Here is a 25,986-nt window from a genome sequence, read left to right on the forward strand (position 1 = left end):
ACCTCCAATTATTGTCCAAGCAGTTGAGAAAGGTAGCCAGATTGGTTGTTTAGCTTTTGAATTGCACTATCCATGGCGTTAAACTTTTTGTAGTAACGGGCTTCAACCATTTTTAAACGATCTTGGAATGTACTCATTCGTTTTGTCAAAGAATCAAGGTCCTTACCAAGTCCGTATTCCTTTGATTCCATTGTTATGCTGCCAGCCTTTTTTTGAATGCTCTTCGAAAAGTCTGATAAGGAATTTTTGATACGATAGATGATTCCTTGTTCTTGATATTGCTGCTGCGCTTTGTCTTTATCCTTTGAATCCACATTTAAACTACCCGAGATGAACATTTGTCTGACCTTCTCCGGGTCTTCTTCAATGGCTTTTTTTAATTTCTCTACTCCATCACTATCCTTAATAAATTCAAGCTTCCCACCATCTTTATAGCTGGATGATGTCGAAATACCGATTTGTGTGAGTTGGATTTTATCCCCATCACTTGTCGTAATATTAGCATACAAATCACTTCTTATTTTAGAGGCACCAGATCGTAAAATGGAATCACTTCTCAGCAAGCCAGACTTCGCGGTCGTTTCCCATAGCTCTATTTCTTTTTCAGACATCGCTTTTTTCTCTTCAGCCGTTAATGGATGATAGTCTCTGTTTTTCTTTTCATTGACTTTTCCATTAATCTGCTCAACGAGTTCGTTATATTTATCAACAAATTGTTTAATTTTATCATATATGGCATCAACATCTGTTGAAACGTTTAAGCTGACGGGCTTATCTGTGGTTGCTTTAAGCTCGTACGTAATATCAGCCTGTGTGAATGTATTGTTGTTATTCTCCATTTTCAGACCATTAATCTCGTATTGCGCCTTCTGTCCTTGAGTGGTCGCAACTAATTTGTTATCTCCATCTACTTGGAATCCTAATTGCGTTAAAAATGAAGCCGAATTGCCATCAGCTGCTTTAATACTGACGCCTTCACCCGTTGTCCGAGAAGTAAGAGCAATTGTATCCACGTAGTTAGTGCCATCAGAGATTTGGCCTTTGTAAGCCGTCACACCTAATTGTGCGCTGTTCAGCTTTTTCACGATGTCATCAATTGTGTCGGTATCAGAAGTATTGATTGTCACCATTTTTGGTTTTGTCGAATCTGGTGTCGTCACTTCAAACGTAAACGTTCCGTTTGTTGGTGTAAATCCAGATGTACCAGAAGATTTGAAGACGGAAGCTGTCGCTAGCTGAGTGACATGAATAGAGCCAGAGGTCGCATTTGTTGATCCAGTTGCTGTGACAGCAGATTCATTAGAGCTTGTCACCTTTTTGGCACCATATGTGCTTGGAAGATTTAACTTTAAACTGTTGATCAAATCATCTAATTCTTTAATTTTCGAATTAACCTCGCGATAGCTGTCTCTTTGCCATTCAAGTGTTTGTTTTTGGCGCGTCATTGTATCAAGTGGTGCCTGCTCCGTTTTCATCAGCTTTGATACGATTTCATCAATATCGAACACATTTGAAAATCCAGTAATACGATTGACCATTATTTATGTTCTCCCTTCATTTACATTCTTTTATCTACAAATAAACCGACAATTTCTGTCATTGCCGCATAGAAATCAAGCCATTCCTTGGAAGGAATTTCTCTAATAACTTCTTCTGTTTGGTTATCTACGACTTTGACATAATATTCATTGAGTTTTTCATGTAATTCAAATTGAAGATGAAATTGAGTAGGTTCAATCAGCTTGTTTGCGCCTTGAAGCGTTTTTTCAATTTCTTCTTTTGAAACAGCCTTGCCATTTGCTTGTGAGTCAGAGTTTACATTGTCATTCTGGTTATTAGAAACACGGGTTTGAAATGCATCGATAATTGGCTCTAGTGATGTCAACTTACCAACAGACATAGTTATTCAGCTCCTGTGCTTTAATCTATCTTTTATATCGGCTTTGAATTTGCAAATTAAATATAGATGGACCGATTTGTTAAAGTTTCCTATAGATCATGAACATCTGTATCGGAACACTTTCACACGGAGAAGGACAGCTGAATGCAATAAAAAAATCCTCACTTTTTTTGTGAGGATAATTGAGAGAGGAGATCTAAGGATAAGCTCGCAGCACGATTGTTCTCTTCTTGAATAGACAGGTACACTTCTTTCCTGTGAATATCGATGTGCTTAGGAGCCTCAATCCCGACTTTCACTTGATCGCCCTCGATTGAAATAATCTTGACTTCAATATCATCGCCTATTTGAATTGACTGGTTTAATTTACGAGACAGCACTAACATGAGGATGCCACCTCTAACAAATGTTTTGTATGATAGGCTGAATCATGCAAAATCACCTGCTTGGCTTTCATGTTTTTCCGGTTCACAATAATAGGCGCTCTTAAATTAGCTGTTGTTTTTTCAATAGATGATTCCATTGTTAAAATAACCATTACTTCCACATCATTGGCATCTTCTACTTCCAGAATGTCTACAACCGTTTCGTCTAAATCAAATTCGTATTGATTGAAGAATAAAAACGGACTGCTGACGATAAAGCCTAATGCTGCGTTTTTCAATGATTGAAGAACTAAAAACGGAGATTCTTCTGATAAAGGCAAAATGACAAACTGTTTTTGATCCAGAAATCCTGGTATCCCGTTAGAGAAGTTGATGATTTGCTCCTCTTTGATTGTCACTTCACCATGGTATTTTGTTTGAATGATCATAATTCACGACCTTTTTCGTTTTTCTTAACTATACCTTATCACCATTTTGGCCCGTTTCGTCAACTTCTATTTTTAATTCTGGGTATTGTAACATATCAATATTGACCTTACCTGGCTGGTAATTAACGATTGGTTTATGAGGTGTTGCCTCTATGACAGCTTTTTGCGGCTCCACATCAATTTGAAGCTCAGAAGGCTGATAGTGAATTTTCACACTAAAGAATGAAGGTATCACACCAATGGTGAATTGTTTTGCTGGAGGACTGCCGTTGATCTTGGCAAATTCAGCAATCGCATTTCCACCATTCTCGATCTTGATAAGTTCACTTCCTTCTTCCGCTCTTCGGCCCATTCCTTCTCCAACAGCCCGCTTCCCCTCAGCTGCCCATTCCTCAGAACGTCTAAAAATCGACTTGATGTCCATATCGGCAAATGCCTCGGTTTGATCAATGGTTAATTTCGATGGTGTCCTTCTGATATCCATGACAGCTCGCGGCTGCTGAATCTCAAGGTCCGCTCGTGGCTGCTCTACTTCTTGCCTAGAAGGAGTTGTCGACATTTGAAGCTTTGCATAGGTTTGCTGCATTAACAATCTAGGGATTTGCATATATTCACCTCCATGATGCAAAAAAGCACCCTACGGATGCTTTTTATTATCTTAAGAAATCAACAAGGGATGGCTGAATGACTTTAGCTGTTGTCGCTAAAGCAGCTCTATTCACCGTCTCTTGTTGAAGAAGATCAAGAATTGCCTTTTCACTTTCAACATCTTCATTATCTGATTTAGCATTTTTCAATACTTGGTATTGTGAAGTTAAACGACTTCCTACTAAGTCAACACGATTCGAACGCGCTCCTAGGTCAGATCGCTCAGCACTCATCACTTCTTTAAACTGATCGATACTTCCTAATGCATCATCAGAATTCGCGAATGTTCCATTTTTCAATGAATTTTCTAAATCAGTCAGCATTTCAATGACATTTTGACCGTTGGCCTGTCCACCAAACGCTGAGATTGGATTTGAGTTTACATTTAAAGTAATCCCATCAGAAATATTCGCTTGAACAACATTCGCATCTGTATAATTTTCGAAGTTAAATGTATACGTTCCGTCTGCATTCTCAACAACTGGTTTAACATTTGTATTTGTCCCATTAAATACGAACTTACCTAGCATTTGAGTGTTCATTGCATCGATGATTTGATTCTTCATCTGACCAATTTCCACTCCGATAGCTGCTAAATCTTCTGGCTGCTTTGTTCCGTTTGCCGCATCAAGCACTTTATCTCGTATATTTGACATAATATCAATAATTTCAGTGACACTTGTTTCAGATGTATCAATCCAGTTTTGTGCTTCATTTAAGTTATTTTTATACTGTTCATTTCGAAACAAGGCAGTACTATATTGAAGGCTTTTTACTGCTGCAACAGGATCATCAGACGTATTCGTGAAACGTCTTCCTGTTTGTGCCTGCTCATTAATCTTAGAAAGTTTTTCATAACTTTTACTAATATTTCGAAGTGAGTTTTGAGAAATCATACCTTGTGTGACTCGCATCCGTTATCCCTACCTTCCTACGACACCCATGCCGTTTATTACTTTATCCAGTACTTCATCTTGTAATGTCATAATTCTCGCAGCCGCATTATATGCATGCTGGAATTGGATCATATTCGTCATTTCTTCATCGATGGAGACAGCGCTAGTCGACATTCTACGTTCATTGGCTGAATTGACAAGAGCAGCTGAACTGCTTTCAAGCGTCATGTTCTTTTTCCCTTGTACCCCCATCTCAGCAATGACATTTTGGTAATAATCCTGAATGGTCGTTGTATTTCCGCCGATTGGTAATTTTAAGTCTTGTATATTAGCTAATTTCGTAGCATTCGAACCGTCACCTTGAGTTTGATTGAGAGATGCTGCAATATTATCTGTTGATGCTAAAATGACATCGCTCACTTTAATACGAGCTGCCAAACCTTTATTTAATTCATTGTTATTCTCGATATCAAAAAAGTCTTGTCCACTTGCACCAGTTAACGTGTACCCCTGTTTATGTACATCGTTAAATGTATCCATGAATACTTGTGCTACTTCATCCAGCTCTGCAAGCATATCTGGATACATGCCTTTTTCAGCACCGTTTGACATGTAGCCATAAGCCTCAACAAGTGCTTTTACTTTACCGTTTACTTGTAATTGATCCGCTGCAATAGTTGTTGTTCCGAATTGAAGTGAGTTAACAAGTCCCGTTGTATTATCGTAAGAGATTTGCAGTTCAGACTTTTCATTTGTAATACCATTCAAAATGTTTCCAGCAGATTGTCCATTTGCACCGATAATGTCGATGTTGACAGTTCCTTCAGCAATTTTAAGTGCATTACCACCAGGTGGATTGTAGCTGACCTTAATATCAACAAGTGATGATAATTGATCGACCAAAGTATCACGTGTATCATAAAGATCATTTGGAAGATATCCATTTGGCTCAACCGCTGCAATCTGTTTGTTCACTTCATCTATTTGAGATAAAAGAGTGTTTACATCTTTGGCTGTTGAATCGAGTTCCGTTTTCAAATTCTTTTGTACCGTTGTTAAAGAAGAATTGAGCAGACGGAATTGGTCAACTAGAGCCTGTGCACTTGTTTTAACAACTGTACGTGCAGAAGCTGTATCAGCATTTTTTGTTTCTGATAAGACCTGTAATGATTTCCATAGGTTATCAAAAGCTCTGTTCAAGCCTTCATCCGTCAAATCATTCATAACCCCTTCCATCTGTGAAAGGGCATCTGACTTCGTTGAGTAGTAAGACAAGTTGTTGTTATGATCTCTATATTGTAGATCTAAAAAGCTGTCTCTAATTCTTTCAACCGTTCCAACTTGTACACCTGTCCCCATTTGACCATAAGTCTTGCCATCATAAACAGAAATGACTGGGTAAGGATTTTCTGCTTTAAAGGTCACTCTTTGTCTTGAGTAGCCCTCCGTATTGGCATTGGAGACGTTGTTTGATGTGACATAAAGCCCTGCACGCTGAGCTGTGATTCCTCTTTTTGCCGTTTCTAGTCCCATGAATGTAGAACCCATTGGTATCCTCCTTGTTTACGCCTTTGAATCAAACAAAGCCCTTTGCTGTTTAGGCTTTGAACTCTCAAGACCATTTTGTCCGTAATTCATATTTTCTTTATTAGGGTTAACGAGATCGAATGTCAGTGAAATAAATTGAAGTGACTGTTGAATAAGCTGCTTGTTCAGTTCATTTACATCTTTTAGTTCCACCATGATGTCATTTAGTTTCTCATATAATGAAATGAGCTCTTCTTGATCTGTACCTTCAGCCTTTTCGATACATGCAGTGATAGTTGGTGATTGATCACTTTGTAAAAATTGAACGGTCGCTTCAATCCGCTTTTCTTCTAATTGAGAAATGGCCTGAATATACTTTTGCTCTAAATTCAGAACCTCTGAAAGAGCATCAATCTCATTGCTTTTCAGCATTTCTGTTTTATCCTTAGACAACTTTAATAGCTGTTCATGCAATCCATAGAGACGATGCAGTTCTTCAATAATTATTTTAACTGACATTCACGCTGCTCCCTTTTGTTATTGTTGTTTATAAAAATTCAGCATTTTATCTGCAATGCCTTTTGTATCTACTTGATATGTTCCGGCTTCAATGCTTTTTTTAATTTGGTCAATTTTATCTTGACGTTCTCTCATAATATTCGGCACCTTTTGCATTTCGATTGCCTTTTTAGAAATTTCGACTTTATCAGTTGATTTTGCTTGATTCGATTGCAACGTTTGTTTCTCATATGTTTTCTTGTAAGGATTTACTGGTTGTGTTCCATATCGATTAATTTTCACGGGATTCCTCTCGCTTTCCGTTACAGTCTGTCTTGATTCTATCCATTTTATCGACCAAACTGCAACTTAGTTTAGGGAATCAGTCGTTTTTAGGATTAATGGCATAATAGGTGTCTTTTTTCCTAGATTCAATCTCCCTTTTACGCTCCTCTTCTTGGTTCATTTGGCTGATTTGCGAATGAATATCCTGTTCACATTGGCTGCATAGCTTGTTTTTCCTGATCGCTTTACCACATCTTTCACAAGGATAATTAATATTCGGAAATTGACTAATTTGCAGTCTTTTCAAACGAATAAATTTCAAGATTAATTCTTCATCAACTTCAGTTGCATCTACTATTTCAGCGATGGTTGATTGTCTATTACTTTGTTTTCTTAAGAATTTATATACGATATCAAAAGAACGTTCTTCTTCTTCATAGCATTTGTTACAAACCGTTTGGATGGTGGTTTTTAAAAATAGCTGATTACATTGTGGACAGTTTGCCAATTGATTCATAACCAAAACCCCTTACGTTATTTTCTTTTCTTATTATCGGTTAATTATCATGATTTTTAACTACGTATCAACGTAAAAGAAGAAACACTTTTGGCACCTGCGTCTTTTAAAATTCTTGCTGCATCATAAATGGTTGCTCCCGTTGTATAGATATCATCAACTAATATAATATCCCTTTGAACAATCACATCTGTATGCTTTATTTGAAACAATCCTTTTTGATCTAGGCGTTCATTTTTCTTTTTTTTGGACTGCTTACTTTGATGTATTTTCACGAGTGGCTGCAATATTGGCTTACCTATCAAGGAAGCGATGATGACGGACTGATTAAATCCTCTTTCTTTTAGTCTTTCATGACTTAAAGGGATCGGAATCAGCAGTGGTTCTTTTATGCTGAAGGAATGTTTAAATGCTGCTTGTACATCTCGTTTAAACAGCTCAACTAAAGCCGTATCACCCCGAAATTTAAAGCGGGCAAGGACATCTTTCATCAACTCATTGTAAGTATAAACTGACCTATTTTTCACAAGAATTTTAGTAGAATCATGGCGTTCATTCCATCTATTGCAGTCCTGGCACATTTGGTCATTTGACTGCGCCCTTCCACACGTTGGACAAATAGGACGCTCAATCTTTACTAAGTCATTCTTACATGCTACACAAAGACGATCATCATTTAATAGTAGGAATGATTTCCATGTAAAAGCCGGCACAAAATGTCCCTCACAAATTTGGCAATTCAATTGGTTTTCTTGTTCAGCAGCAGACGATTTTCACACCTTGGAAATGCGGAGACCTTGGAAGCTGCTTCTGTCAGAATAACTAGCATAGCAGTATTCTTCTGTTTATCCACCATCTCAGATTTACTGTAAGATATTTTATCGATGTCTGTTATATATTGTGGTTTCACTTGATTCAGTGAAATTGCTAATACATCTTCCATACACTTTTCACAATGACAAATCATGTTTAATTGGTTGAGATATTGATAGAGAATTTCCTTGAGTAGTATTTCTTTTGCATTGAGTAGCATATTTTGTCTCTCCTGCCATTTGTGTATTGTGAATATAATGTACCATGATTTAGTTGAACCCACACTGTTTTTCAGAAAACTCATTTGCAGCCGTATCATTCATTTTAACGATATGCTTCTTTGCTTGTTTCATACTTCTCGTTAAACCAAAATGAAAAAGGAAAACGTCTCCTGTACAATAATCCGGGTGTCTTCCTACTCTTCCAGAAATCTGAACAAGTGCACTCTCTGTAAAAATAGTAGATTCCGAACCTAATACCCCCACTTGAACATTTGGAATGGTTACGCCTCTTTCTAGAATAGTGGTTGTAACTAGTACATCGTATACGTAATCTCTAAAGTGTTGAACCTTTTGTTTCCTATCTGGATCATCAGCAGATACTCCCTCCACGTTTAAGGAGTGTTCTCGAAGAATCTTCGTTACCTTCTTCATGGTAGCAATTGAAGGAACAAAAAGTAATACTCTTCTTTTATTTGCAATATGTCTCTGCATCCAATTCATCACTTTACGGGGCAGCTGATTCTTTTTTAACTTCTTTTTCCAATGTCCAATCCAATGAAAGGTTGGTACGGGTAATGGTTGTTTATGAAAACGCAAAGGAATTTTTATCGCTTCCAGTTTTCCACTAGAAACCTCTCTCGTCATTTTTTTAGAGGGTGTCGCACTTAAATAAATCCTAACCCCTCCGTTCTTTCTCATCGCCTTTAGAACAGCAAATTGGAGACGTTCATCCATTGAATAAGGAAAGGCATCGACTTCATCTACAATGACCACATCAAATGCATTTTTGTACCTCATCAGCTGATGGGTTGTGGCGATCACTAGCGGTGCAATCTGAAATCTTTGAGAACTGCCTCCATAAAGTACGGCTATTGTCATCCCTTGAAATGCTTTTCTAAGCCGTGGTTCAAGTTCAAGTACAACATCTGTTCTAGGGGTCGCAATACAGACACTCATTCCTTGATTTAACGCATATTCGATTCCGTGAAAAAGCACCTCCGTTTTCCCTGCCCCGCAAACCGCCCAAACAAGTAGATCAAATTTGTTTTTGATAGCTTCAATCATTCTTTCTGACGCTCTTTTTTGTCCTTTAGACAGCTCTCCCTGCCATGTTAATTCAGCTCGATATGTTTCTACCATTTGTGGACCTGTCCATTCATAAAGAAACCCACATTCAGTTGCTTTTCTCATCATGATGCATGATCTACAGTACACACAATCCTTTTGACACACTTCACATGGAGAGTAAGCAAAGTACCGCTTGTGTGATACACCGCACCGGCAGCATGTAAAACCATTTGCTTTCCTCTCAATGGCAGGTGTTCGATTGACTAAGCCCTTCTCCTCCAACCAATCCAAATTGGACTGTGGGCACCTTGTTTCGGCGGTGAGCAAATGGCGTGAATGCAGCTGTCGCATTAGTTCCATTACTTTGTCCATATTCAACTTCACCAAACACCTTTCAATTGATGTTTGCCTATTATGCGCAAAGACATGACCTTTCGTCCAACGGGTAAAATAGAAAAACAAAACCCCTTTTCCATAAGAAAAGAGGTTTTTTAGGAATTATCTAATCACCCAGCCAAGAGCTAAAGAGCCTTCACCTAGATGGGTGCCGATCACGGCACCAAAGTAGCTTTTATAAAATTCAACATGAGGATATTTTTCTGATAAGTGCGCAATTAATTCTTCTGCTTCTTCTTCTCTATTACCATGTATCAGTGTTGCTCTCATCGGAACACCACGTGATGCATCTTCATCAAATAATTCAAAAATACGTGAAATGGCTTTTTTACGGGTGCGAATCTTCTCAAAAGGGACAATTAGCTTGTTGTCAAAATGCAGAATAGGCTTTACCTTTAAGAGGCTTCCAATAAAAGCCTGTGCACCATTTAATCTGCCGCCTCTTTGCAAATGAGTTAAATCGTCTACCATAAAATACGCCCGCTGACTTTCTTTCAGGTAATTTAGATGTGCTAATACTTCTTCTAAAGAAGCACCTTCTTGGATTTTTTCAGCAGCTTCTAACACATAAAAACCTTGTGCCATACAGCTTGTTTCTGTATCAAACGGGTAAATATCAATCCCTTCAACTAGATCATTCGCTGAGGCAGCACTATTATACGTTCCACTAATTCCACTTGAAAGGTGAATACTAATCACGGCGTCGTATGTTTCACTTAGTTTTTCATATAAGGCTATTAATTCACCGAAAGCAGGCTGAGAGGTTGTTGGAAGATCTTTATGTTTTTTGATTTCTTCATAATATGTCTTCCAGTCCATTTCTATTTCTTCACGGTATGATTCACTGCCAAAGATGACGTTGAGGGGGATCATATGAATATTATATTTATCACGTAGCTCTTGTGGTAGATAAGCAGTACTGTCTGTTACAACGGCTATTTTCATTCTTAAATACCTTCCTTATTCGTTAAGTTACTCTTTTTTATTTTAAAAGAATGATCATTTTTTCATTAGATTTATAATAGTAATCAAAAAAGCCTGCCTAATCAATAGGCAAGCCCGCTATATCCGAAAAAGACTCCTTACCCTGTCTATCATTTCCCTCCAACTAAAATGTGAGAGAACAAAAAACAGGCGAAAAAGGAGTACTTGTCCGGAACATTATCTCATTTCTACCCAGCCGTTTTTAATTGCTACAACAACAGCTTGTGTACGGTCGTTTACATTCATTTTTTGCAAAATGTTGCTCACGTGGTTTTTGACTGTTTTCTCACTAATAAAGAGCGATTCACCAATTCCTCTGTTGCTCTTTCCGTCAGCTAACATTTGAAGAACTTCGCATTCACGTCTAGTTAAGATATGAAGTGGTCTGCGAATTTCAGGATATACCTCGTGCTGTGGATGTGCTGAAACGCCGCTAGTTGCTAGGCGTCGGAATTCATTTACTAAATTATGAGTGACTTTCGGATGTAAATAAGAGCCTCCGTCAGCTACAACTTTCACTGCTTCGATGAGTGTGTCTGCATCCATTTCTTTTAACAGGTAGCCTCTCGCTCCTGTTTTCAATGCATGTGTTACATAGTTTTCATCATCATGAATAGATAGAATAATGACTTTTGATTCGGGATAAAGCTCAACAAGCTGCTTTGTAGCTTCAACACCATTTACATTCGGCATATTAATGTCCATAATGACAACATCCGGATGATAGTGTTCTACGATACGTGCAGCTTCGTCACCGTCGTCTCCTTCTGCAACTACTTCAAAAGTAGGTTCAAAATCTAAAATCCGTTTGACACCTTCACGGAATAATTGGTGGTCATCAATAATTACAATATTTACTTTAGTCACAAGCTACGCCTCCCCATGTTTATTGTTCTACACCTGAACTTTATGGTCAATATGTCTTTTGACTCTATTTTACAATTTTATTTTGCAATGTTAGTGGCACGCGAATCATGATGAATGTCCCTAGACCTATTTTTGAGTCTATGGTCATTTTACCTTCCAGTAAGTCTACGCGTTCTTTCATGCCAAGTAAACCGAAGGATTTGTTTTTGTTTGTTTTCACATCTTTCATATCAAAGCCTTTTCCATCGTCTTTAATAATTAAGGTCACAAAGTCTTTCGTTACTTCTACTTTGACAGAGATTTCTTCAGCTTCTGAATGCTTTAATGAATTTGTGACAGCTTCTTGGGCTAGTCTAAACAGTGCTACTTCAAATTGAGAAGCAATTCTTTCGCTTTCTGTATCACCTAGGCATTGGAACGTAATTTTGGTTTTCCCATCATATTCTTCAATTGTGTTTAAGTATTTTCTTAGTGTTGGAATCAGACCCAAATCATCTAAAGCCATCGGTCTTAAATCATAAATGATTCTTCTTACTTCGTACAGTGCATTTCGCACATTTTGTCTGAGACTTCTAATTTCTTTAAAGCCTTCTTCTGTACCGCGGTCTCTAAAAATCCGTTCAATTAATTCGGAACGCATCATCACGTTTGCCAGCATTTGAGCAGGGCCGTCATGAATTTCCCGAGACACTCTTTTGCGTTCTTCTTCTTGGGCTTCAATAATTCTGAGCCCAAAATCTTGTTTTGCCTGAGCATCTTCAAGTAAAACGCCGACCTGGCGTAAATCCTGGTTGAGATAGTTGAGAACAACTGTAATCTGACTCACAAGGGTTTCAGAGCGTTCTATGACGTCTTGCAAGCTTAGTAATCGTCTTTCCAGATCGTCTCTTCTTTCTCTCAGCTGCTTCTCGCGCTGCTGAATCATGGTGAGTTCCACCTGCAAGTTATGTGCTTTTTCGTAGGCCTCCCGTATTTCTTCTTCGCTGAATTTGTTGAAGTTTCTGCTGACCTCAGATAAGCGATTTCTAGCATGTCTTGTATGGACTTCCAGCTTATCCCCAAAATCAATTACTTCGTTTACTTGTTGCTTGATTTGCTTCAGCTCTTCTACTAGGCTTTCATATTGTTGACGGGACTGTTCGCCTATTCTAAATACTTCGTCCTTGCTGCCATCAACTGTACTTAGCATTTTCATGATGATTGAATCCAATAATTTCGGATCCATTTTGGGTGTTGTCATGGCTTTTCCCTCCCGTAACAGTGATGTCATCTTTTTTTATTATAAATGTCATTGATCTGCATTTTATGTCGAATTATAATGAAAGAATGCGTATAAAACTTGAAGTTTTTATGACGACCCTTTTTCCGCTCCTATCATCATAACAAAATACGCTGTAAAATTCTAAAACCAATGCAAATTTTCACTAGTCTTACAATTTGCTTGTCAGGAGGGTATGTCTTTTGCTGAATCGCTATCTTACAGTAAAAAGTCATGGCGAGCATGAGATCGTCATTGAAAAATCACGTTTTATTTGTCATATACAGCGTGCTGTCTCAGAAGAAGAAGCACAAGCATTTATACAATCCATTAAAAAACAACATTGGAATGCTACACATAACTGTTCAGCCTATCTCATTGGTGAACATGACCTCATTCAAAAAGCGAATGATGATGGTGAACCAAGTGGTACAGCAGGTGTCCCAATGCTTGAAGTGCTAAAAAAACGGAAGCTGAAAGATACAGTCGTTGTGGTCACTCGTTATTTCGGCGGTATCAAGCTAGGTGCCGGTGGATTGATTCGTGCCTACGGAAAATCTGTATCAGAAGCTATCAACCATGTTGGAATGGTAGAGCGCTGTTTAATGCGTACAATGCACACAACAATAGATTATACATGGCTTGGAAAGGTAGAGAATGAGCTTAGAGCCTCATCTTTTCAGCTAAAAGAAATCCATTATGCAGAAGATGTTATTTTTGAGACATATGTCGAAGAAACACAAACAGAGCAGTTCATTGAGTGGATGACTGAGCTGACAAATGGAAAGAGTGTTACAAAAGAAGGCGAATTGATTTATTTAGAAAAGGACATTGGTCCGATAAAGGAGACAGATGAATGGCACAACGAGTAAAAGTGCGTGTACGAAAGAAAAAGAGTAAGAAGAAGAGAATTATCAAACGTATTCTGGTCTTATTTTTGCTACTTATCATCTGCATGGGCGGATTCGCAGTATATAAAATCGTCAATACTCTTCAAGCTGCTGACAAAACATATGATGAACTAAACCGTGGAGAGAAATCGAATCTTCGTGATGCTGTCATTGATATTAAGAAAAAACCTTTCTCTGTATTATTTGTCGGAATTGAGGATTATGCCACAAAGGGTGATCATGGCCGTTCAGATTCACTCATTGTCGCAACGATTAACCCTCAAGACAAAACGATGAAAATGGTTAGTATTCCTCGTGACACACGCGTACAGCTTGCAAGTGATACAACAGGAAGTAAAGAAAAGATTAATGCAGCATTTGCTAAAGGTGGTAAAGACGAAACGATCGAAACTGTCGAACAATTCTTGCATATTCCGATTGATAAGTATGCAACCGTTGATTTCGACGGATTCAAGGATGTCATTGATGAAGTCGGCGGAATTGATATCGATGTTCCATTTGACTTCAATGAAAAAAGTGATGTTAAAAAATCGAAAAAGATTTACTTCAAAAAAGGCAATATGCATTTAAACGGGGAAGAAGCACTTGCTTACGCACGGATGAGAAAACAAGATCCACGCGGTGATTTCGGACGTAACGATCGTCAGAAACAAATTTTACGTGCAATGATTGATCAAATGGCGAAGCCAAATAACATTGCGAACGTCGATAACATCGCTAAAGAGGTCAGTGATCACATTACGACCAATTTCCGTATCACAGAAGGTCTTGCGCTTCAGCAAATCTACAGCGGATTTAAAGGAGACGACACAGAAACACTTTCTATTAAGGGATCAGACCTTTATTTAGGGCCAAATCGCACGTATTACTTTGAGCCAGATCCGACCAATTTAGCTAACGTCCAAAATGAATTACGGACGCATTTAAAGCTTCCTGCTGAATCTTCAACTGAAACAGATTCACAAACCAATCCATCCTCTGGTGAAACAGGGTCAAGTGATACAACTAACTCATCGACCAGCACACCTGGACAATAATAAAAACAGCCCAGTTCCTAGGAACGGGCTGTTTTTTACTGCCTTTTGACCATTCGTTTATAAAATTTCGTAAATGGTTTAAATTCTTCATTCACTAAGCCTGTGACTTCTGCAATCACTTGCATGAACATGACCAGTAAAAAGATAATGATCAGTGATAACCAAATGGTGGCGCTTGTCAGCAAAATTGCACTTAGACTAAAGACTAAGCCAATCATATAAATCACGATGACAGCCATGCGATGGGACAAGCCAAAGGCCATCAGTCTATGGTGAATATGAGATTTGTCGGGTGCTGAGATCGGCTGTTTGTTTAATATTCGCCTAATAATGGCAAAGGTGGTATCGAAAATAGGGACACCTAAGATGATCACTGGAACAACAACACTAAACAAAGTGACACTTTTGTATAGCCCTAATAGTGACAGTACCGAAATCATATAGCCTAAAAAAAGCGAACCGGTGTCACCCATAAAAATTTTCGCCGGATGAAAGTTGTAAAAAAGAAAGCCGATGGTACTACCAATGACAACAAGGGATAAAGAAAGAATCAAAATTTTATCAGCTGAAAATGCCATCACGGCAATGGTTGATAAACCGATGACAGAAATACCGGCAGCCAGTCCATCAAGGCCGTCAATTAAATTAATGGCATTTGTGATTCCGACAATCCATAACACGGTTAGGGGATATGCCATCCAGCCTAACTCAATTCGATCTGTTAAGAAAGGAACAGAGAAAAAGTCCATTTTTAAGCCTGTGCTTACAATCAGACAAGCAACAAGAACTTGTACGAGAAATTTGAATTTTGCACTTAAATTATATTTATCATCAAATATACCTAGAATGACGATAAGTACGGCACCAACTGAAATTGCTGTAATTTTATTATGTAGAAACAGCCCGCCTGCTAATGCTCCAGCCGCTACCCCAATAAAAATTGCCAAACCGCCCATTCGAGGCATTACTTTATCATGAACTTTTCGTTTATTCGGCTGGTCCACTGCACCAATCTTAATTGCAAACTTTTTGACGATTGGTGTCACAATTAAAACTGTAGCCAGAGAGACAAAAAACGCTAATAAGGCGCGTTCGTAATCCATAGGTCAGTCTCCTTCTAAATTGAAATCTGTATTTTGTATATTGGCCGCTCTTTCCATTATACAATTGAATAGAGGATGATCACAAGCTTCCCCTGTAAAGAAGAAACAAATAAAAACGCACAATCCCTGATGAATTATGCGTTTTCTTTAATATTCGTTAGTTCCACCATGTTTGTGAACAGCGCGTGCCAATCTTTTTTCTTCGCACGGCTTTGTCTTAGATGTCTATAGTCCATGTCGTCTTTTTTGCTGATCACTTTTTGGCAGGCTTCCACGAAGAGTCTAGGATCTTCGCCCTCTAAATATTCATACACATCATTCTCTTTTAGCCTTTCCGTTGACGGAAGATTTAAACCGACAACCGGTATTCCTGCGGCTAAAAATTCATATAGCTTGAGCGGGAACACGGCTTGATTGTAAGGAGATTGTTTGTATGGCATCATGCCTACATCAATCAGCTTCATATACGCAGGCACTTCTTCTGGTGCAACAGCACCTGTCCAAATCACATTTGGCAGTTTAAGTGCATACTGAAAAGATGGATCGCCATTTGTTCCATCCGGACCGACAAATAAAAATGTCCAATCAGGCTGCATGCGAGCAGCTTCGGCTATCATGTCAAAATCCAGCTTCGGCTTGATGCCTCCAATAAAGCCAAGAACAGTTCCTTCTCTTCCTCCCAGCACATCCTCCTTACATGGAAGATTGCTTTTGGCAAACACATCGTACTCAACGCCATTTTCCACTGTAAAGACATCTTTCGGTTCACCCATGAGACGTTTTTTAATTTGATCGTGTAAGTATTGAGAAGAGCATGTAATACTGTGTGCGTATTTGATGATTCGATTTTCTGCTTTCACAATGACACGCTGCCTCATATAAGAAAGCAAATTATTTTTGCCGCTTATCGGCTCTCCCCACAGGTCACTGCAGTCATAGACAATATGTTTCCATTCAAATAAAGAAGATAAGAGCGGAAAGCCCGGAAACGTATACCATAAGCAAACAGCGATTCCCTTCTTTTCTTCCTGCCGCAAATGCTCAAGAAGTGGGGACAATTTATGAATATAGAACATGTCTTGATATCGGCCAAAGCGAAATAATTTGTTCTTAAGCACATCAGGAATGGTCAATTGCTTCATTCGATCGGTTATGGGCTGAAAGGGAGCTTTATGACGGGATGCAGATGGGCATACCCAGATGACCTCTTTCGTTTCTGGATCAGATGCTAGAAATTCCGCCAGTCGATGCCGTCTGTACCTCAAGCCGTCCTGTCCCCATTCTCCCGTCGCTACGATAACATGTATGATCGAGTCTGCTTTCACCTTTATCACCTTTTTTCCCTTCTGTTTATAAGCGCTTCTTCACAGCATTTGTCGCATAGTGCATAAAACACCAAGATGCTTTGACAAAATGAAGCTGCTCAATTTCTCTGTAGACGAACCACGTTTTTTTCGCTGCTTTCCACTTGTTACTAGAGATCGAGTTTCCAACGATGCGGTATTCACTGAGCGGTTCACTCATACCATAGGCTGTAAATCCTCTTTTTAATATGGACAGCCACGTAGCTAAATCCTGTCTTGTGCGGATGTTCGGCATTTCTATATGTCCGATCTTCTGTACATCAAGCATCACCGTTAAACAGCCGATAATGGTATTTTTCAAAGCTTCATCATAAGTTAATCTTGCTGGTGCAGTGACGGTTTTTTCTAATGGTTCTCCATTTTCTGCGATAATATCATATGCTGTGAATGTAAAGGCATAATCGTTTGTCAGCATGAAGTCTACCTGCTTTTCGAGCTTCGTCTCTTTCCACTTATCATCGCTGTCTAAAAAAGCAATAAAGCGGCCTTTTGCCTGTTTGATGGCTGTATTTCTAGCGATGGCGGCTCCCCCATTTTGCTCTAAATAAATGACGTTGATTCTGTCGTCTGCTTCACTTAAGTCCCCAAGCAGCTTCCTTGTTCCATCTGTTGAACAATCATCTGCGATGATCAGTTCCCAATTGGAATAGGTTTGGGCAAGGACGGAATGAACTGTATCCGTTAAATAACGTTCCGCATTATAGGCCGGTGTAATAATTGATACTAACGGTTGATTGTTCACCTAAGACTCATCTCCAGTTCATCATTAAGATTCTTTGAACACTTCGGGCAAGACCACAAACATGAGCGAGATACTAAAGCCAATGACAAGTCCAAGCAGTGCACGCTTTTTCGCTGACATGCCTTTATTGCCTTCATCAAGAACTTGAGCAGGGTCAACAATCTTCGCCTGCTTCATTCCAAGCTTTGTAGACTCCAATTCATATAAGAATCGTTCTTTATCTACTTTGGAATCGTTGCTGACAGATTCGTCTTTTAGAGCAGATAATCTACTTTCAATCACCTGCTGCCTTTTTGTAAATAATGCTTTGTCTTGCTTCAGAAATGTATCCGACACCTGCTTCACGACAGCTAAAGCATGATCCTTATCAGCATCTGTGAAGGACAGCTGTAATTGTGTATCTGATTGATTGGTGAGGATGAGGCGGCTTTTCACATCCTGCCTTTCTTCTTCTTTGATGTCACTGAGTGCTTCATTCAGAAAGGCATCACTTTTTAATAGAGATGTCACTTCAGCCATATTGTTATACACTCCGTCATCATATTTACCAAGCGTGAGAGTAACAGCAGCTGTGTAACTAGACTGCTGCGTTGTTCCTTTGGCAAAAAAGAATCCAAAAGCGCCTAATACGACAGGCAGCAGCACGAGCCATACGATATACTTTTTGATTCGCTTCCCTATTCTTGATATGAAACCAGACATGTTCATTCTCCCAACATTGACGTATTTGCTTTTTCACTAGTGTAGCCATACCAGCGCAGCATCACACACGGTTTACCAAGTCTTAAACCGCTGTTTGTTTTTCAACATATTCACCGCTGCGATCACGAGTCCTAAAAAGACCCAGTGGAAATATAAATTCGAGACAGAACTAGGACTGATACTTGAAACGAGAAAGCTCAGCATGGCAGCGAACAAACCTTCAATGATCATTTTTGCTGATCTTGTGTCAGCCCATTGGTATTGTTTAAACAGCGTGAACATGAGATAAGCGTAGACGGAGATATAGCCCAGCATGACCGCAAATCCAAAGTTCGTCATCACTTCCAGCAGCCAATTGTGCACTTCAACCACTTGATCTGTATCAAAGATTGAAAAGTGGGCTAAGTAGTAAGACACATTCCCCGCTCCGACACCAAATCCGTATGAATCCGTAAAGAAATGCCATGCATTTTTGATCAAATTCGCTCTCGCAATGTTGGATGGGAGTGGCTCACTAAAAGAATGCGCGACCTGAGAAGCGAGAAACAAGTCATAAAAGACTGAATAAATCTTGGCTGAAAAAACCACGATACAGATGACACCAAGTCCGCCTGCTGCGATGAGTGACCACTTTTTGAGAAAGCGCGGCATGAGCAGCCACACATAGATGGCGACTCCTGCAAATATGCCAAGCAGGCTCGCGCGGGATTCTGTTAACAAAATGAGATACAGTGCTGCAATGGCGCCAAATAATCCAAATGCTTTGAGATAACCATTTTTCATTTGTCGCATACACGCTAAATATAAGAAAAAGCTAATCGATAAAAACGTCGCAAAATCATTTTGATTAAAAAAGACAGCTGTAGGATAGTGCTGTTTATACGCCGGCCCAAGATATAATGAAGTATTCGGTAAATGGTTCAAAGTAAAGTGATTATAAAACCCTATCCCCATGACAAATACTGTCATGATGAGCCAAATGCTATAAAAGGTGACCACTTGATCCATTCGCTGGATGTACATGACCACAAGAAAGACAAACCCCATCCCCATCGCAAGCAGGGACATATATTTGAGACCGTCTGTCACCGAATGAGCCCACAGCAGTGAGATGAGCCCATAAAGAAACCATGCAGCGAAAAAACCAAGAATCCCTTTTACACGAATCTGCTGCCACTGCGATATGTACGTCCCCTTATCTCTCATCCGCCATATGAATAATGCAAAGGCAGCAATGAGCATAATACGGTAGAGAAAAAGACTAAAGAACCCAGCACTAATTGAAAAGAAAGCGTTGTTGAGAAAGGTCAATGCAATTAAAAGATAAATGGCTGACATGAACACTTGCTCACCGTTCATGTATAGCTTCATTAACACGAGAAAAGCCGTCAGGATCAAAAGCAGGACCGGAATGGTGACGATCTTTTTTAACCCGATGGGCTGCGCAGACGCCATTTGTACAAGTCCTAGCCCTGCTGCAAATAATATACATCCGATCATGATTTGCCATGCTGTTTGTTTCACGCTCATACCCATTTTCCTCCTAAGCAACCCATCCGATTTGAGGGATTAAGCCTTGACTTCCTGTTTATAGTAGGAAATGGTACGAGCCAAACCTTCCTGTAAACTCACAACAGGCTCCCAAGCTAAGACTTGTTTCGTTTCCTCATTTGCTAATGTACTATGCACGATATCCCCTGCACGCTGCGGCTTGTAAATCGGTTCAAGCTGTGAACTCGTTACCCGTTTCATCGTTTGAAACAGTTCATTCACAGTAATGGAATGACCACACGAAATATTTAAACAAACGTTTGATTGGGCTGTTAATGCCGCAACATTCGCTGCTGCTAGATCACCCACATAGATAAAGTCTCTTGTTTGTTCCCCATCTCCAAAGATAAAAGGGGCCTCATCCTTTGCAAACTTATCAGAGAAAATAGAGACAACACCACCTTCGCCAAGTGCGTCTTGGCGAGGACCATATACATTGCTGTACCTAAGAATACAATAGTCCACATCATAAAGTGATTTTGCCATTTCTAAATACCGCTCTACTGTCAGTTTTGCTAAGCCATAAGGTGAACCAGGCTTCAGCCGGTGAGCGGTGTCTACTGGCAGATACACCGGGTCTCCATAGACAGCTGCTGATGAGGCAAAGATGACTTTTTCCACTCCTGCTTCAGCCGCAGCTTTCATGACGTGCAGAGATCCTTTGATATTGACCTCTTCGTCAAAAACGAAATCCTGAACGGAAATGGCTACACTTACTTGTGCTGCAAGATGAATGATATAATCCGGCGTGATTTGTTTGATCAAATCAATCGTCGCTGGCTTTGTGACATCTGCCTCTATGCATTTCACGGAAAGATGGGCAATATTTTCTCGAGATCCAGTTGAAAAGTTATCAAGAATGATGGGCTCATAGCCTTTTTCTAGTAAAGCCTCTACCGTATGTGATCCAATAAATCCGCTTCCCCCAGTAACCAATACTTTCTTCATCCAAGCTCCCCCTGTTATTGTGCCTTCGATACCAATTCTGCTTCCCATACACTTGGGCGGCCGATAGACTGGTAAATAAATCCTCTCTCTTTCATTTCTGCTGGATCAAACAAATTCCTTCCATCAATTACAATTGGCGAACGAAGCAGCTGCTTGATCTGGTCTTTATCCATCTTCTGTACGTCATCCCATTCTGTTAGGATGAGACAGGCATCGGTATCTTTTACTGTTTCATACAGGTCATTGCTGAAAACCGCCTGCGGACCAAGCTCCCGCTCAGCTTCCATATAAGCAATCGGATCATAGGCTTTTACAAAAGCACCTAGCTCTCTCAGCATTGGGATAATATCTAATGCAGGTGCGGAACGCATATCATTCGTATTCGGTTTGAATGCAAGGCCTAAGACAGAAATGGTTTTTCCTTTAATATCACCGAACACACTCATCAGTTTGCTGACAAGGTGGGCTCTTTGGTTGTTGTTCGTTTCAATGACAGATTCGATCAGCTTGAACCGATACCCGGATGTTTCGGCAATTTTGAGAAGAGCCATTGTGTCTTTCGGGAAACAAGAACCCCCAAATCCAATGCCTGCTTTTAAAAATTTATGCCCGATGCGGCTGTCTAATCCAACTCCTTCACTGACTTTTTCAACGTCAGCACCCACCCTTTCGCAAATATTTGCAATGTCATTAATGAAAGAGATTTTTGTGGCAAGCATGGCATTTGCAGCATACTTAATCATTTCAGCACTTTCTAAGTTGGTCTCCACAACTTCTGTTTGAAACGGATCATGCAGCCTTTTGATGATGGTGGAAGCATGAGTGCTTGTTGAACCAATGACCGCCCGCTCCATATTCATCGTGTCTTGAATTGCAGAGCCTTCTCGGAGAAACTCTGGATTGGATACGACGTCAAAGGGATATTTGCTGCGCGATGCCTTTTCCACAATGGCTTGAACGAGACGGCCTGTTCCAACGGGCACTGTGCTTTTATTGACGATGATTTTATAGCCATTCAGGTGTTCACCGATCGTTTGAGCGACGGCTTTCACATACGTTAAATCCGCTTCCCCCTGCGGTGTCATCGGTGTCCCTACAGCAATATAGATAATCTCTGATTCCCTAATAGCGGCAGGAATATTCGTTGTAAAAAACAGTCTTCCTTCTTCTGTATTCTTTTCAATCAATTCCTTTAAACCTGGTTCATAAATGGGAACGACACCACTTTTTAAGCTGTTGATTTTTGATTCATCGATGTCACAGCAGATGACACGATTCCCGATATCAGCAAAACAAGTACCCGATACTAACCCGACATACCCTGTTCCAATCACAGCAATTTTCTTCAACATTTTTCATCCTCTCAGTAAAAGCATATTGTCCGTTCCAAGCTGTTTATCTATCTATCATTCTTTGCACATTTCATCTTGTTTAAACGATGGATGTTGATTGATTGAGCACCTTCTCATATTGCTGAATGAGGTGCTTCACATTATGTTCTGATGAATATTCTGTATGAACCATTTCATGAAGATCGCTTTTCACTTGCTCATTCCATCTGTTTTCATAAAGGCAGGCGTGAATCGCCTCTTTCAACTGACTCGCCGAACGTGGTTCAACGAGCAGGTGTTGATAGGTTGAAAATAAGGATGGGAGACCGCCAACCCGTGTTGCAATGACAGGTACTTTTAAAGCGAGCGCTTCTAGTACGACGGTTGGCATTCCTTCACTGTAGGACGGGAGTGCAAACAGATCAGCTGCCATTAAGTAGTCTCTCACCTGCTCATTCGGCACCTGCCCTGGGAGTATAATAGATGCTCCCGCCCGTTCCGTGAGCTCCTTTGCAAGGGGGCCTTTTCCGACAAAGACTGCTTTCACACCCTCCATGCTGCTGACAGCATCAGCTAATTCAAGCAAGCCCTTCTCTTTCACTAAACGCCCGACGAAAACAACGAGCTTATCTTGAAGCGGTAAACCTAAGTGCTTTCTGATGCCTTTTTGATCTTCATCCGTTCTGGAAAATGATTGGAGCGGAATACCAAGCGGAAGACATTTAGCTTCTACCTTCGTCATATCATTTGTCTTTTTAGCCAGCTCTTCACTCACTGTCAGAACTACAGACGCCTGCTTCACCGCCGTTTCAAAGGCTGCCTGTGCCCCTTTGCTATAGCTCGGATATACGTTCACATCACTGCCGTGTAAGGTCAGAAGATAAGGGATTTGCGTGTCTTTCTGAATGACAGCCGCCGCTCCGCCAGACGGCATGGCAAAATGCGCATGGATGAAATCTGGTGACAGCTGATGATGCTGCATTGCCCGGAGAACAGAAGCCGCTATTCGTTTACTCGGCTGTGCCCATTTCAGCTGTCCAGGGAGCGCTCGATAAGACGGTCTGTAAACCTTCACTCCGTTCCGCACTTCCTGTTCAGGCAGCTCTTTTTTCTGCCGATAGGATGACTTGAGCATCCGTAAAACCGGCGGATTCTCTGGATTAGGACAAATGACAGTCACTTCTATTCCTTGTTTGAGCAGCTCCTGGACTTGCGTTTCATGAAATACGCCCTCACTCGGATGTTTTTCACTAGGATATACACTTGTCAGCCATAGTACCTTCATGACGAACGACCTCTTCTCAATAATTTGCCTGCAGCCTGGGGATACATTTTGATGAGCAACAAGCCATACAATGCAGCACTGACACAAACAGTCAGAAGTAATTGAAGTGAAATATCTGCTGATGTCAGCTTCATTCCTTGATGTAAAGCTATCGCACAGATCGCCATAAGCAGTGTCATGATAGCAGGCTTTCCAAGTGATTTTAAATACACCTTCATATCAAGCTGAATGACATATGCCATGAGCCATCTACCGACAATAAAGTTGAGCAGGCTGACACCTGAGTAAATCCAAGCTACTGTGAGCAGACTGCCTGTCATGACACCTGCATATAATGCGTAGCCATACACGATGAGCATCCCCGTATCCCAATAAAAGGCTAAGTCCGCTCTCCCTTTTGCAAGAAGTATGGAACCGTTTGGATTCATCAACACACGCAGCAGGCCGACAATGCACAATATATTTAAAACCGGAACCGCTACTAGCCATTTCTCTCCAAACACGACTTCTATAAAACTGTCTGATACGGCAGCAAGGCCGATTAATAATGGAAAACTAACCAATGCGAGCATATTCGTCATACTGAGGAAGCCCTCACGCAGCATGGAGTGATCACGCTGACTTTTTGCGAAAACTGGGAAAGCCACTCTCGTCACAATCGGATTTATCTTCAGTACGGGTATCGTCACAATTTGATACGCCAAGCTGTAAATACCTAACGCCTCCGCTCCAAGAAATCGGCCGATTAAAATCATGTCGATGTTTGATCCTGCTCGGTTGACCAGTCTGGATGCGAGCTGGAATGCACCGAATGAGAAAAATTCCTTCACCTCTCCTAATGCAAAAACAGGTGCTGGACGCCACTTCTTCCAATAAGCCGCTGCATACATGAGACCTTTTCCTGATTGCAGCAGCACTTGAGAAATGACATAGGCGATAATCGGATTCATGAAGAAGGCGAAAACGAGTAAAACGAGCAGCGATATGATGGTCGCAATAGCTTCAATGGTGCTTAATGTTTTAAAGGCTAAGTCTTTTTGCATCATATACTGGTACTGCTGGCCAATCGGTGCAATCAGAAACATGATCGATAATAGCTTGAGCAGACCCTCTAGCTCTGGCCGGTTATAAAAAGCGGCTATCATTGGGCTTAGCAGGATGAGCAGACAAAACAAGATAATCCCTGTGAGCAAGTTGATCCAATATAATGTAGATAATTGACGTTCTGTCGTTTGTTCCTTTTGAATGATCGCTGCCCCAATTCCTAGATCAAGTAAAATCTGCGTAAATATTGTGACAGTTGTGATCATGCCAACGAGTCCAAATTCCTTAAGTGACATCACATTCCCTAAAAAGGCGAACTGTGCAATTTGGATGATGGTGATGATCAATGCGGACAAGCTTGTCCATTTTGCCCCGCCTAGCATGCGTTTTTTTATACTTGCCATTTCTCTTCCCTACTTTACTTATCTGGCTCCGTCACCAGTCATGATGACTTTTAACGTTTTTACCATAATCTTCGTGTCGAGAGAAAATGTCAAGTTTTGAATATACTGTAAGTCGTGTGTTAATTTTTCACTTGGACTCATTTCATATCCTCCATTTACTTGAGCAAGACCTGTCAGCCCTGGCTTTACCGCCAGCCTTTTTGTGAAGCCTGGAATCGTTCGATTAAATTCTGCGGTAAACATCGGTCTTTCCGGACGAGGACCTACGATACTCATTTCTCCTTTTAACACGTTGATAAATTGCGGAAGTTCATCAATTCTTGTTTTACGGATGAATGCCCCCACTTTGGTGATACGCGGGTCGTTTTTTTGAGCCCATTTCGCTCCTCCGCTTTCTGCGTCACTTCTCATCGATCTGAGCTTCCATAATTTAAAGTAAACACCGTCTTTCCCGACCCTTTCCTGCATATAAAAGGCTGGCCCTGGTGTTTCCAGCTTAATCAAAAGAGCAAACAGCAAAATGATTGGCGTACTCAACATCAATCCGATGAACGAGAACATTAAATCGATGAAACGTTTTGCAAATAAATAACGAACCATATGTTCTGTTAAGGCAAAAGAGTGATTTCGTCTCACTTCATATTCTCTGTAAAGATTCATCGCTTTCTCTGCACTCACTGACCTGCACCTCACCATTCAAAGTAGTTGTTGTGTAAAGAGATGTTCTATGAAAGTCAGTTTAGCAGAGCAACATTAAGCAAATGTAAATGGGCTGTTAAGTCTTGTAAAACTGTGTTAAGAATGTGCACTTATATCAAGTTATGCCCTTTTCAACGTAAAAAAGACCCGCAATTCTGCGGGTCTCTGGGTCT

28 protein-coding genes are annotated in these 25,986 nt (G+C 40.3%); 2 read left to right on the forward strand and 26 right to left on the reverse strand.

Annotated features, from left to right (window positions below; translation table 11 throughout):
- Window positions 1-8 precede the first annotated feature (8 nt).
- The 16 genes from MHI46_RS16720 to MHI46_RS16795 all read right to left on the reverse strand — a co-directional run bounded on the left by MHI46_RS16720 (window position 9) and on the right by MHI46_RS16795 (window position 12,674).
- A complete protein-coding gene (locus MHI46_RS16720; RefSeq protein WP_251181037.1) occupies window positions 9-1,538 on the reverse strand; it encodes a flagellar hook-associated protein 2 in 1,530 nt (509 codons plus the stop codon).
- A 20-nt stretch (window positions 1,539-1,558) separates the two neighbouring features.
- On the reverse strand, window positions 1,559-1,900 hold the full coding sequence (gene flaG / locus MHI46_RS16725) for a flagellar protein FlaG (protein WP_212042485.1): 342 nt from the start codon (window positions 1,898-1,900) through the stop codon (window positions 1,559-1,561).
- A gap of 161 nt (window positions 1,901-2,061) precedes the next feature.
- Entirely contained in the window at window positions 2,062-2,286 is a 225-nt protein-coding gene (gene csrA, locus MHI46_RS16730) for a carbon storage regulator CsrA (protein WP_008360181.1), read from the reverse strand.
- Window positions 2,280-2,714: a flagellar assembly protein FliW gene (gene fliW / locus MHI46_RS16735; RefSeq protein WP_041088051.1), complete on the reverse strand. Its 435-nt coding sequence runs from the start codon at window positions 2,712-2,714 to the stop codon at window positions 2,280-2,282. The genes csrA and fliW overlap by 7 nt, the downstream gene beginning before the upstream one ends.
- 28 nt (window positions 2,715-2,742) lie before the next feature.
- The gene (locus tag MHI46_RS16740) at window positions 2,743-3,321 is read right to left on the reverse strand and encodes a DUF6470 family protein (RefSeq protein WP_251181036.1); all 579 of its coding nucleotides are present in this window, start codon (window positions 3,319-3,321) and stop codon (window positions 2,743-2,745) included.
- Between the two features lie 46 nt (window positions 3,322-3,367).
- The gene (flgL, locus tag MHI46_RS16745; protein ID WP_039181799.1) at window positions 3,368-4,276 is read right to left on the reverse strand and encodes a flagellar hook-associated protein FlgL; all 909 of its coding nucleotides are present in this window, start codon (window positions 4,274-4,276) and stop codon (window positions 3,368-3,370) included.
- A gap of 9 nt (window positions 4,277-4,285) precedes the next feature.
- On the reverse strand, window positions 4,286-5,806 hold the full coding sequence (gene flgK / locus MHI46_RS16750) for a flagellar hook-associated protein FlgK (RefSeq protein ID WP_251181035.1): 1,521 nt from the start codon (window positions 5,804-5,806) through the stop codon (window positions 4,286-4,288).
- A 15-nt stretch (window positions 5,807-5,821) separates the two neighbouring features.
- Complete coding sequence (locus MHI46_RS16755) at window positions 5,822-6,304, reverse strand: flagellar protein FlgN (RefSeq protein ID WP_024423619.1); 483 nt, start codon at window positions 6,302-6,304, stop codon at window positions 5,822-5,824.
- 18 nt (window positions 6,305-6,322) lie between these two features.
- Window positions 6,323-6,586: a flagellar biosynthesis anti-sigma factor FlgM gene (gene flgM / locus MHI46_RS16760; RefSeq protein WP_024423620.1), complete on the reverse strand. Its 264-nt coding sequence runs from the start codon at window positions 6,584-6,586 to the stop codon at window positions 6,323-6,325.
- 79 nt (window positions 6,587-6,665) lie between these two features.
- The gene (locus MHI46_RS16765; RefSeq protein ID WP_039181808.1) at window positions 6,666-7,085 is read right to left on the reverse strand and encodes a TIGR03826 family flagellar region protein; all 420 of its coding nucleotides are present in this window, start codon (window positions 7,083-7,085) and stop codon (window positions 6,666-6,668) included.
- Window positions 7,086-7,141: 56 nt separating this feature from the next.
- Window positions 7,142-7,798, reverse strand: coding sequence for a ComF family protein (locus MHI46_RS16770; RefSeq protein ID WP_251181034.1), 657 nt, complete (start codon window positions 7,796-7,798; stop codon window positions 7,142-7,144).
- 26 nt (window positions 7,799-7,824) lie between these two features.
- Entirely contained in the window at window positions 7,825-8,118 is a 294-nt protein-coding gene (locus MHI46_RS16775) for a competence protein ComFB (protein WP_058837538.1), read from the reverse strand.
- A 49-nt stretch (window positions 8,119-8,167) separates the two neighbouring features.
- Entirely contained in the window at window positions 8,168-9,313 is a 1,146-nt protein-coding gene (locus MHI46_RS16780; protein ID WP_342502963.1) for a DEAD/DEAH box helicase, read from the reverse strand.
- Window positions 9,314-9,685: 372 nt separating this feature from the next.
- The gene (locus MHI46_RS16785) at window positions 9,686-10,528 is read right to left on the reverse strand and encodes a DegV family protein (protein WP_039181815.1); all 843 of its coding nucleotides are present in this window, start codon (window positions 10,526-10,528) and stop codon (window positions 9,686-9,688) included.
- 216 nt (window positions 10,529-10,744) lie between these two features.
- On the reverse strand, window positions 10,745-11,434 hold the full coding sequence (gene degU / locus MHI46_RS16790) for a two-component system response regulator DegU (RefSeq protein ID WP_008348273.1): 690 nt from the start codon (window positions 11,432-11,434) through the stop codon (window positions 10,745-10,747).
- 64 nt (window positions 11,435-11,498) lie between these two features.
- Window positions 11,499-12,674 carry a sensor histidine kinase gene (locus MHI46_RS16795; protein ID WP_003213166.1) on the reverse strand — a complete coding sequence of 392 codons (1,176 nt, stop codon included), beginning with the start codon at window positions 12,672-12,674 and terminating at the stop codon, window positions 11,499-11,501.
- 221 nt (window positions 12,675-12,895) lie between these two features.
- On the opposite strand from MHI46_RS16795, the gene MHI46_RS16800 reads away from it, so the two are divergent.
- A complete protein-coding gene (locus MHI46_RS16800) occupies window positions 12,896-13,564 on the forward strand; it encodes a YigZ family protein (protein ID WP_251181032.1) in 669 nt (222 codons plus the stop codon).
- The gene (locus tag MHI46_RS16805) at window positions 13,549-14,640 is read left to right on the forward strand and encodes an LCP family protein (RefSeq protein ID WP_058837535.1); all 1,092 of its coding nucleotides are present in this window, start codon (window positions 13,549-13,551) and stop codon (window positions 14,638-14,640) included. The genes MHI46_RS16800 and MHI46_RS16805 overlap by 16 nt, the downstream gene beginning before the upstream one ends.
- 35 nt (window positions 14,641-14,675) lie before the next feature.
- Here MHI46_RS16805 and MHI46_RS16810 read toward each other — a convergent pair whose 3' ends face one another.
- The 10 genes from MHI46_RS16810 to MHI46_RS16855 all read right to left on the reverse strand — a co-directional run bounded on the left by MHI46_RS16810 (window position 14,676) and on the right by MHI46_RS16855 (window position 25,792).
- Entirely contained in the window at window positions 14,676-15,743 is a 1,068-nt protein-coding gene (locus MHI46_RS16810; protein ID WP_034660156.1) for an MraY family glycosyltransferase, read from the reverse strand.
- 134 nt (window positions 15,744-15,877) lie between these two features.
- The gene (locus tag MHI46_RS16815) at window positions 15,878-17,074 is read right to left on the reverse strand and encodes a glycosyltransferase (RefSeq protein ID WP_231730871.1); all 1,197 of its coding nucleotides are present in this window, start codon (window positions 17,072-17,074) and stop codon (window positions 15,878-15,880) included.
- 19 nt (window positions 17,075-17,093) lie between these two features.
- The gene (locus MHI46_RS16820) at window positions 17,094-17,849 is read right to left on the reverse strand and encodes a glycosyltransferase family 2 protein (RefSeq protein ID WP_058837534.1); all 756 of its coding nucleotides are present in this window, start codon (window positions 17,847-17,849) and stop codon (window positions 17,094-17,096) included.
- Window positions 17,850-17,873: 24 nt separating this feature from the next.
- Window positions 17,874-18,551, reverse strand: a complete 678-nt coding sequence (locus MHI46_RS16825; protein WP_228280150.1) for a hypothetical protein — start codon at window positions 18,549-18,551, stop codon at window positions 17,874-17,876.
- Between the two features lie 72 nt (window positions 18,552-18,623).
- Window positions 18,624-20,081, reverse strand: coding sequence for an O-antigen ligase family protein (locus MHI46_RS16830; protein ID WP_228280148.1), 1,458 nt, complete (start codon window positions 20,079-20,081; stop codon window positions 18,624-18,626).
- A gap of 39 nt (window positions 20,082-20,120) precedes the next feature.
- Window positions 20,121-21,050 (reverse strand): NAD-dependent epimerase/dehydratase family protein, encoded by a 930-nt coding sequence (locus MHI46_RS16835; RefSeq protein ID WP_228280146.1) that lies wholly within the window; start codon window positions 21,048-21,050, stop codon window positions 20,121-20,123.
- A 14-nt stretch (window positions 21,051-21,064) separates the two neighbouring features.
- A complete protein-coding gene (locus tag MHI46_RS16840) occupies window positions 21,065-22,402 on the reverse strand; it encodes a UDP-glucose/GDP-mannose dehydrogenase family protein (RefSeq protein ID WP_058837530.1) in 1,338 nt (445 codons plus the stop codon).
- 79 nt (window positions 22,403-22,481) lie between these two features.
- Window positions 22,482-23,666, reverse strand: coding sequence for a glycosyltransferase (locus tag MHI46_RS16845; RefSeq protein WP_228280144.1), 1,185 nt, complete (start codon window positions 23,664-23,666; stop codon window positions 22,482-22,484).
- Window positions 23,663-25,114 carry an MOP flippase family protein gene (locus MHI46_RS16850; protein ID WP_126682372.1) on the reverse strand — a complete coding sequence of 484 codons (1,452 nt, stop codon included), beginning with the start codon at window positions 25,112-25,114 and terminating at the stop codon, window positions 23,663-23,665. Before MHI46_RS16850 ends, MHI46_RS16845 begins: the two co-directional genes overlap by 4 nt.
- Window positions 25,115-25,132: 18 nt before the next feature.
- Window positions 25,133-25,792, reverse strand: coding sequence for an exopolysaccharide biosynthesis polyprenyl glycosylphosphotransferase (locus MHI46_RS16855; protein ID WP_251181025.1), 660 nt, complete (start codon window positions 25,790-25,792; stop codon window positions 25,133-25,135).
- Between the last annotated feature and the right edge of the window lie 194 nt (window positions 25,793-25,986).

The organism is Bacillus sp. FSL K6-1000, from assembly GCF_038630785.1.
GTDB lineage: Bacteria > Bacillota > Bacilli > Bacillales > Bacillaceae > Bacillus > Bacillus safensis.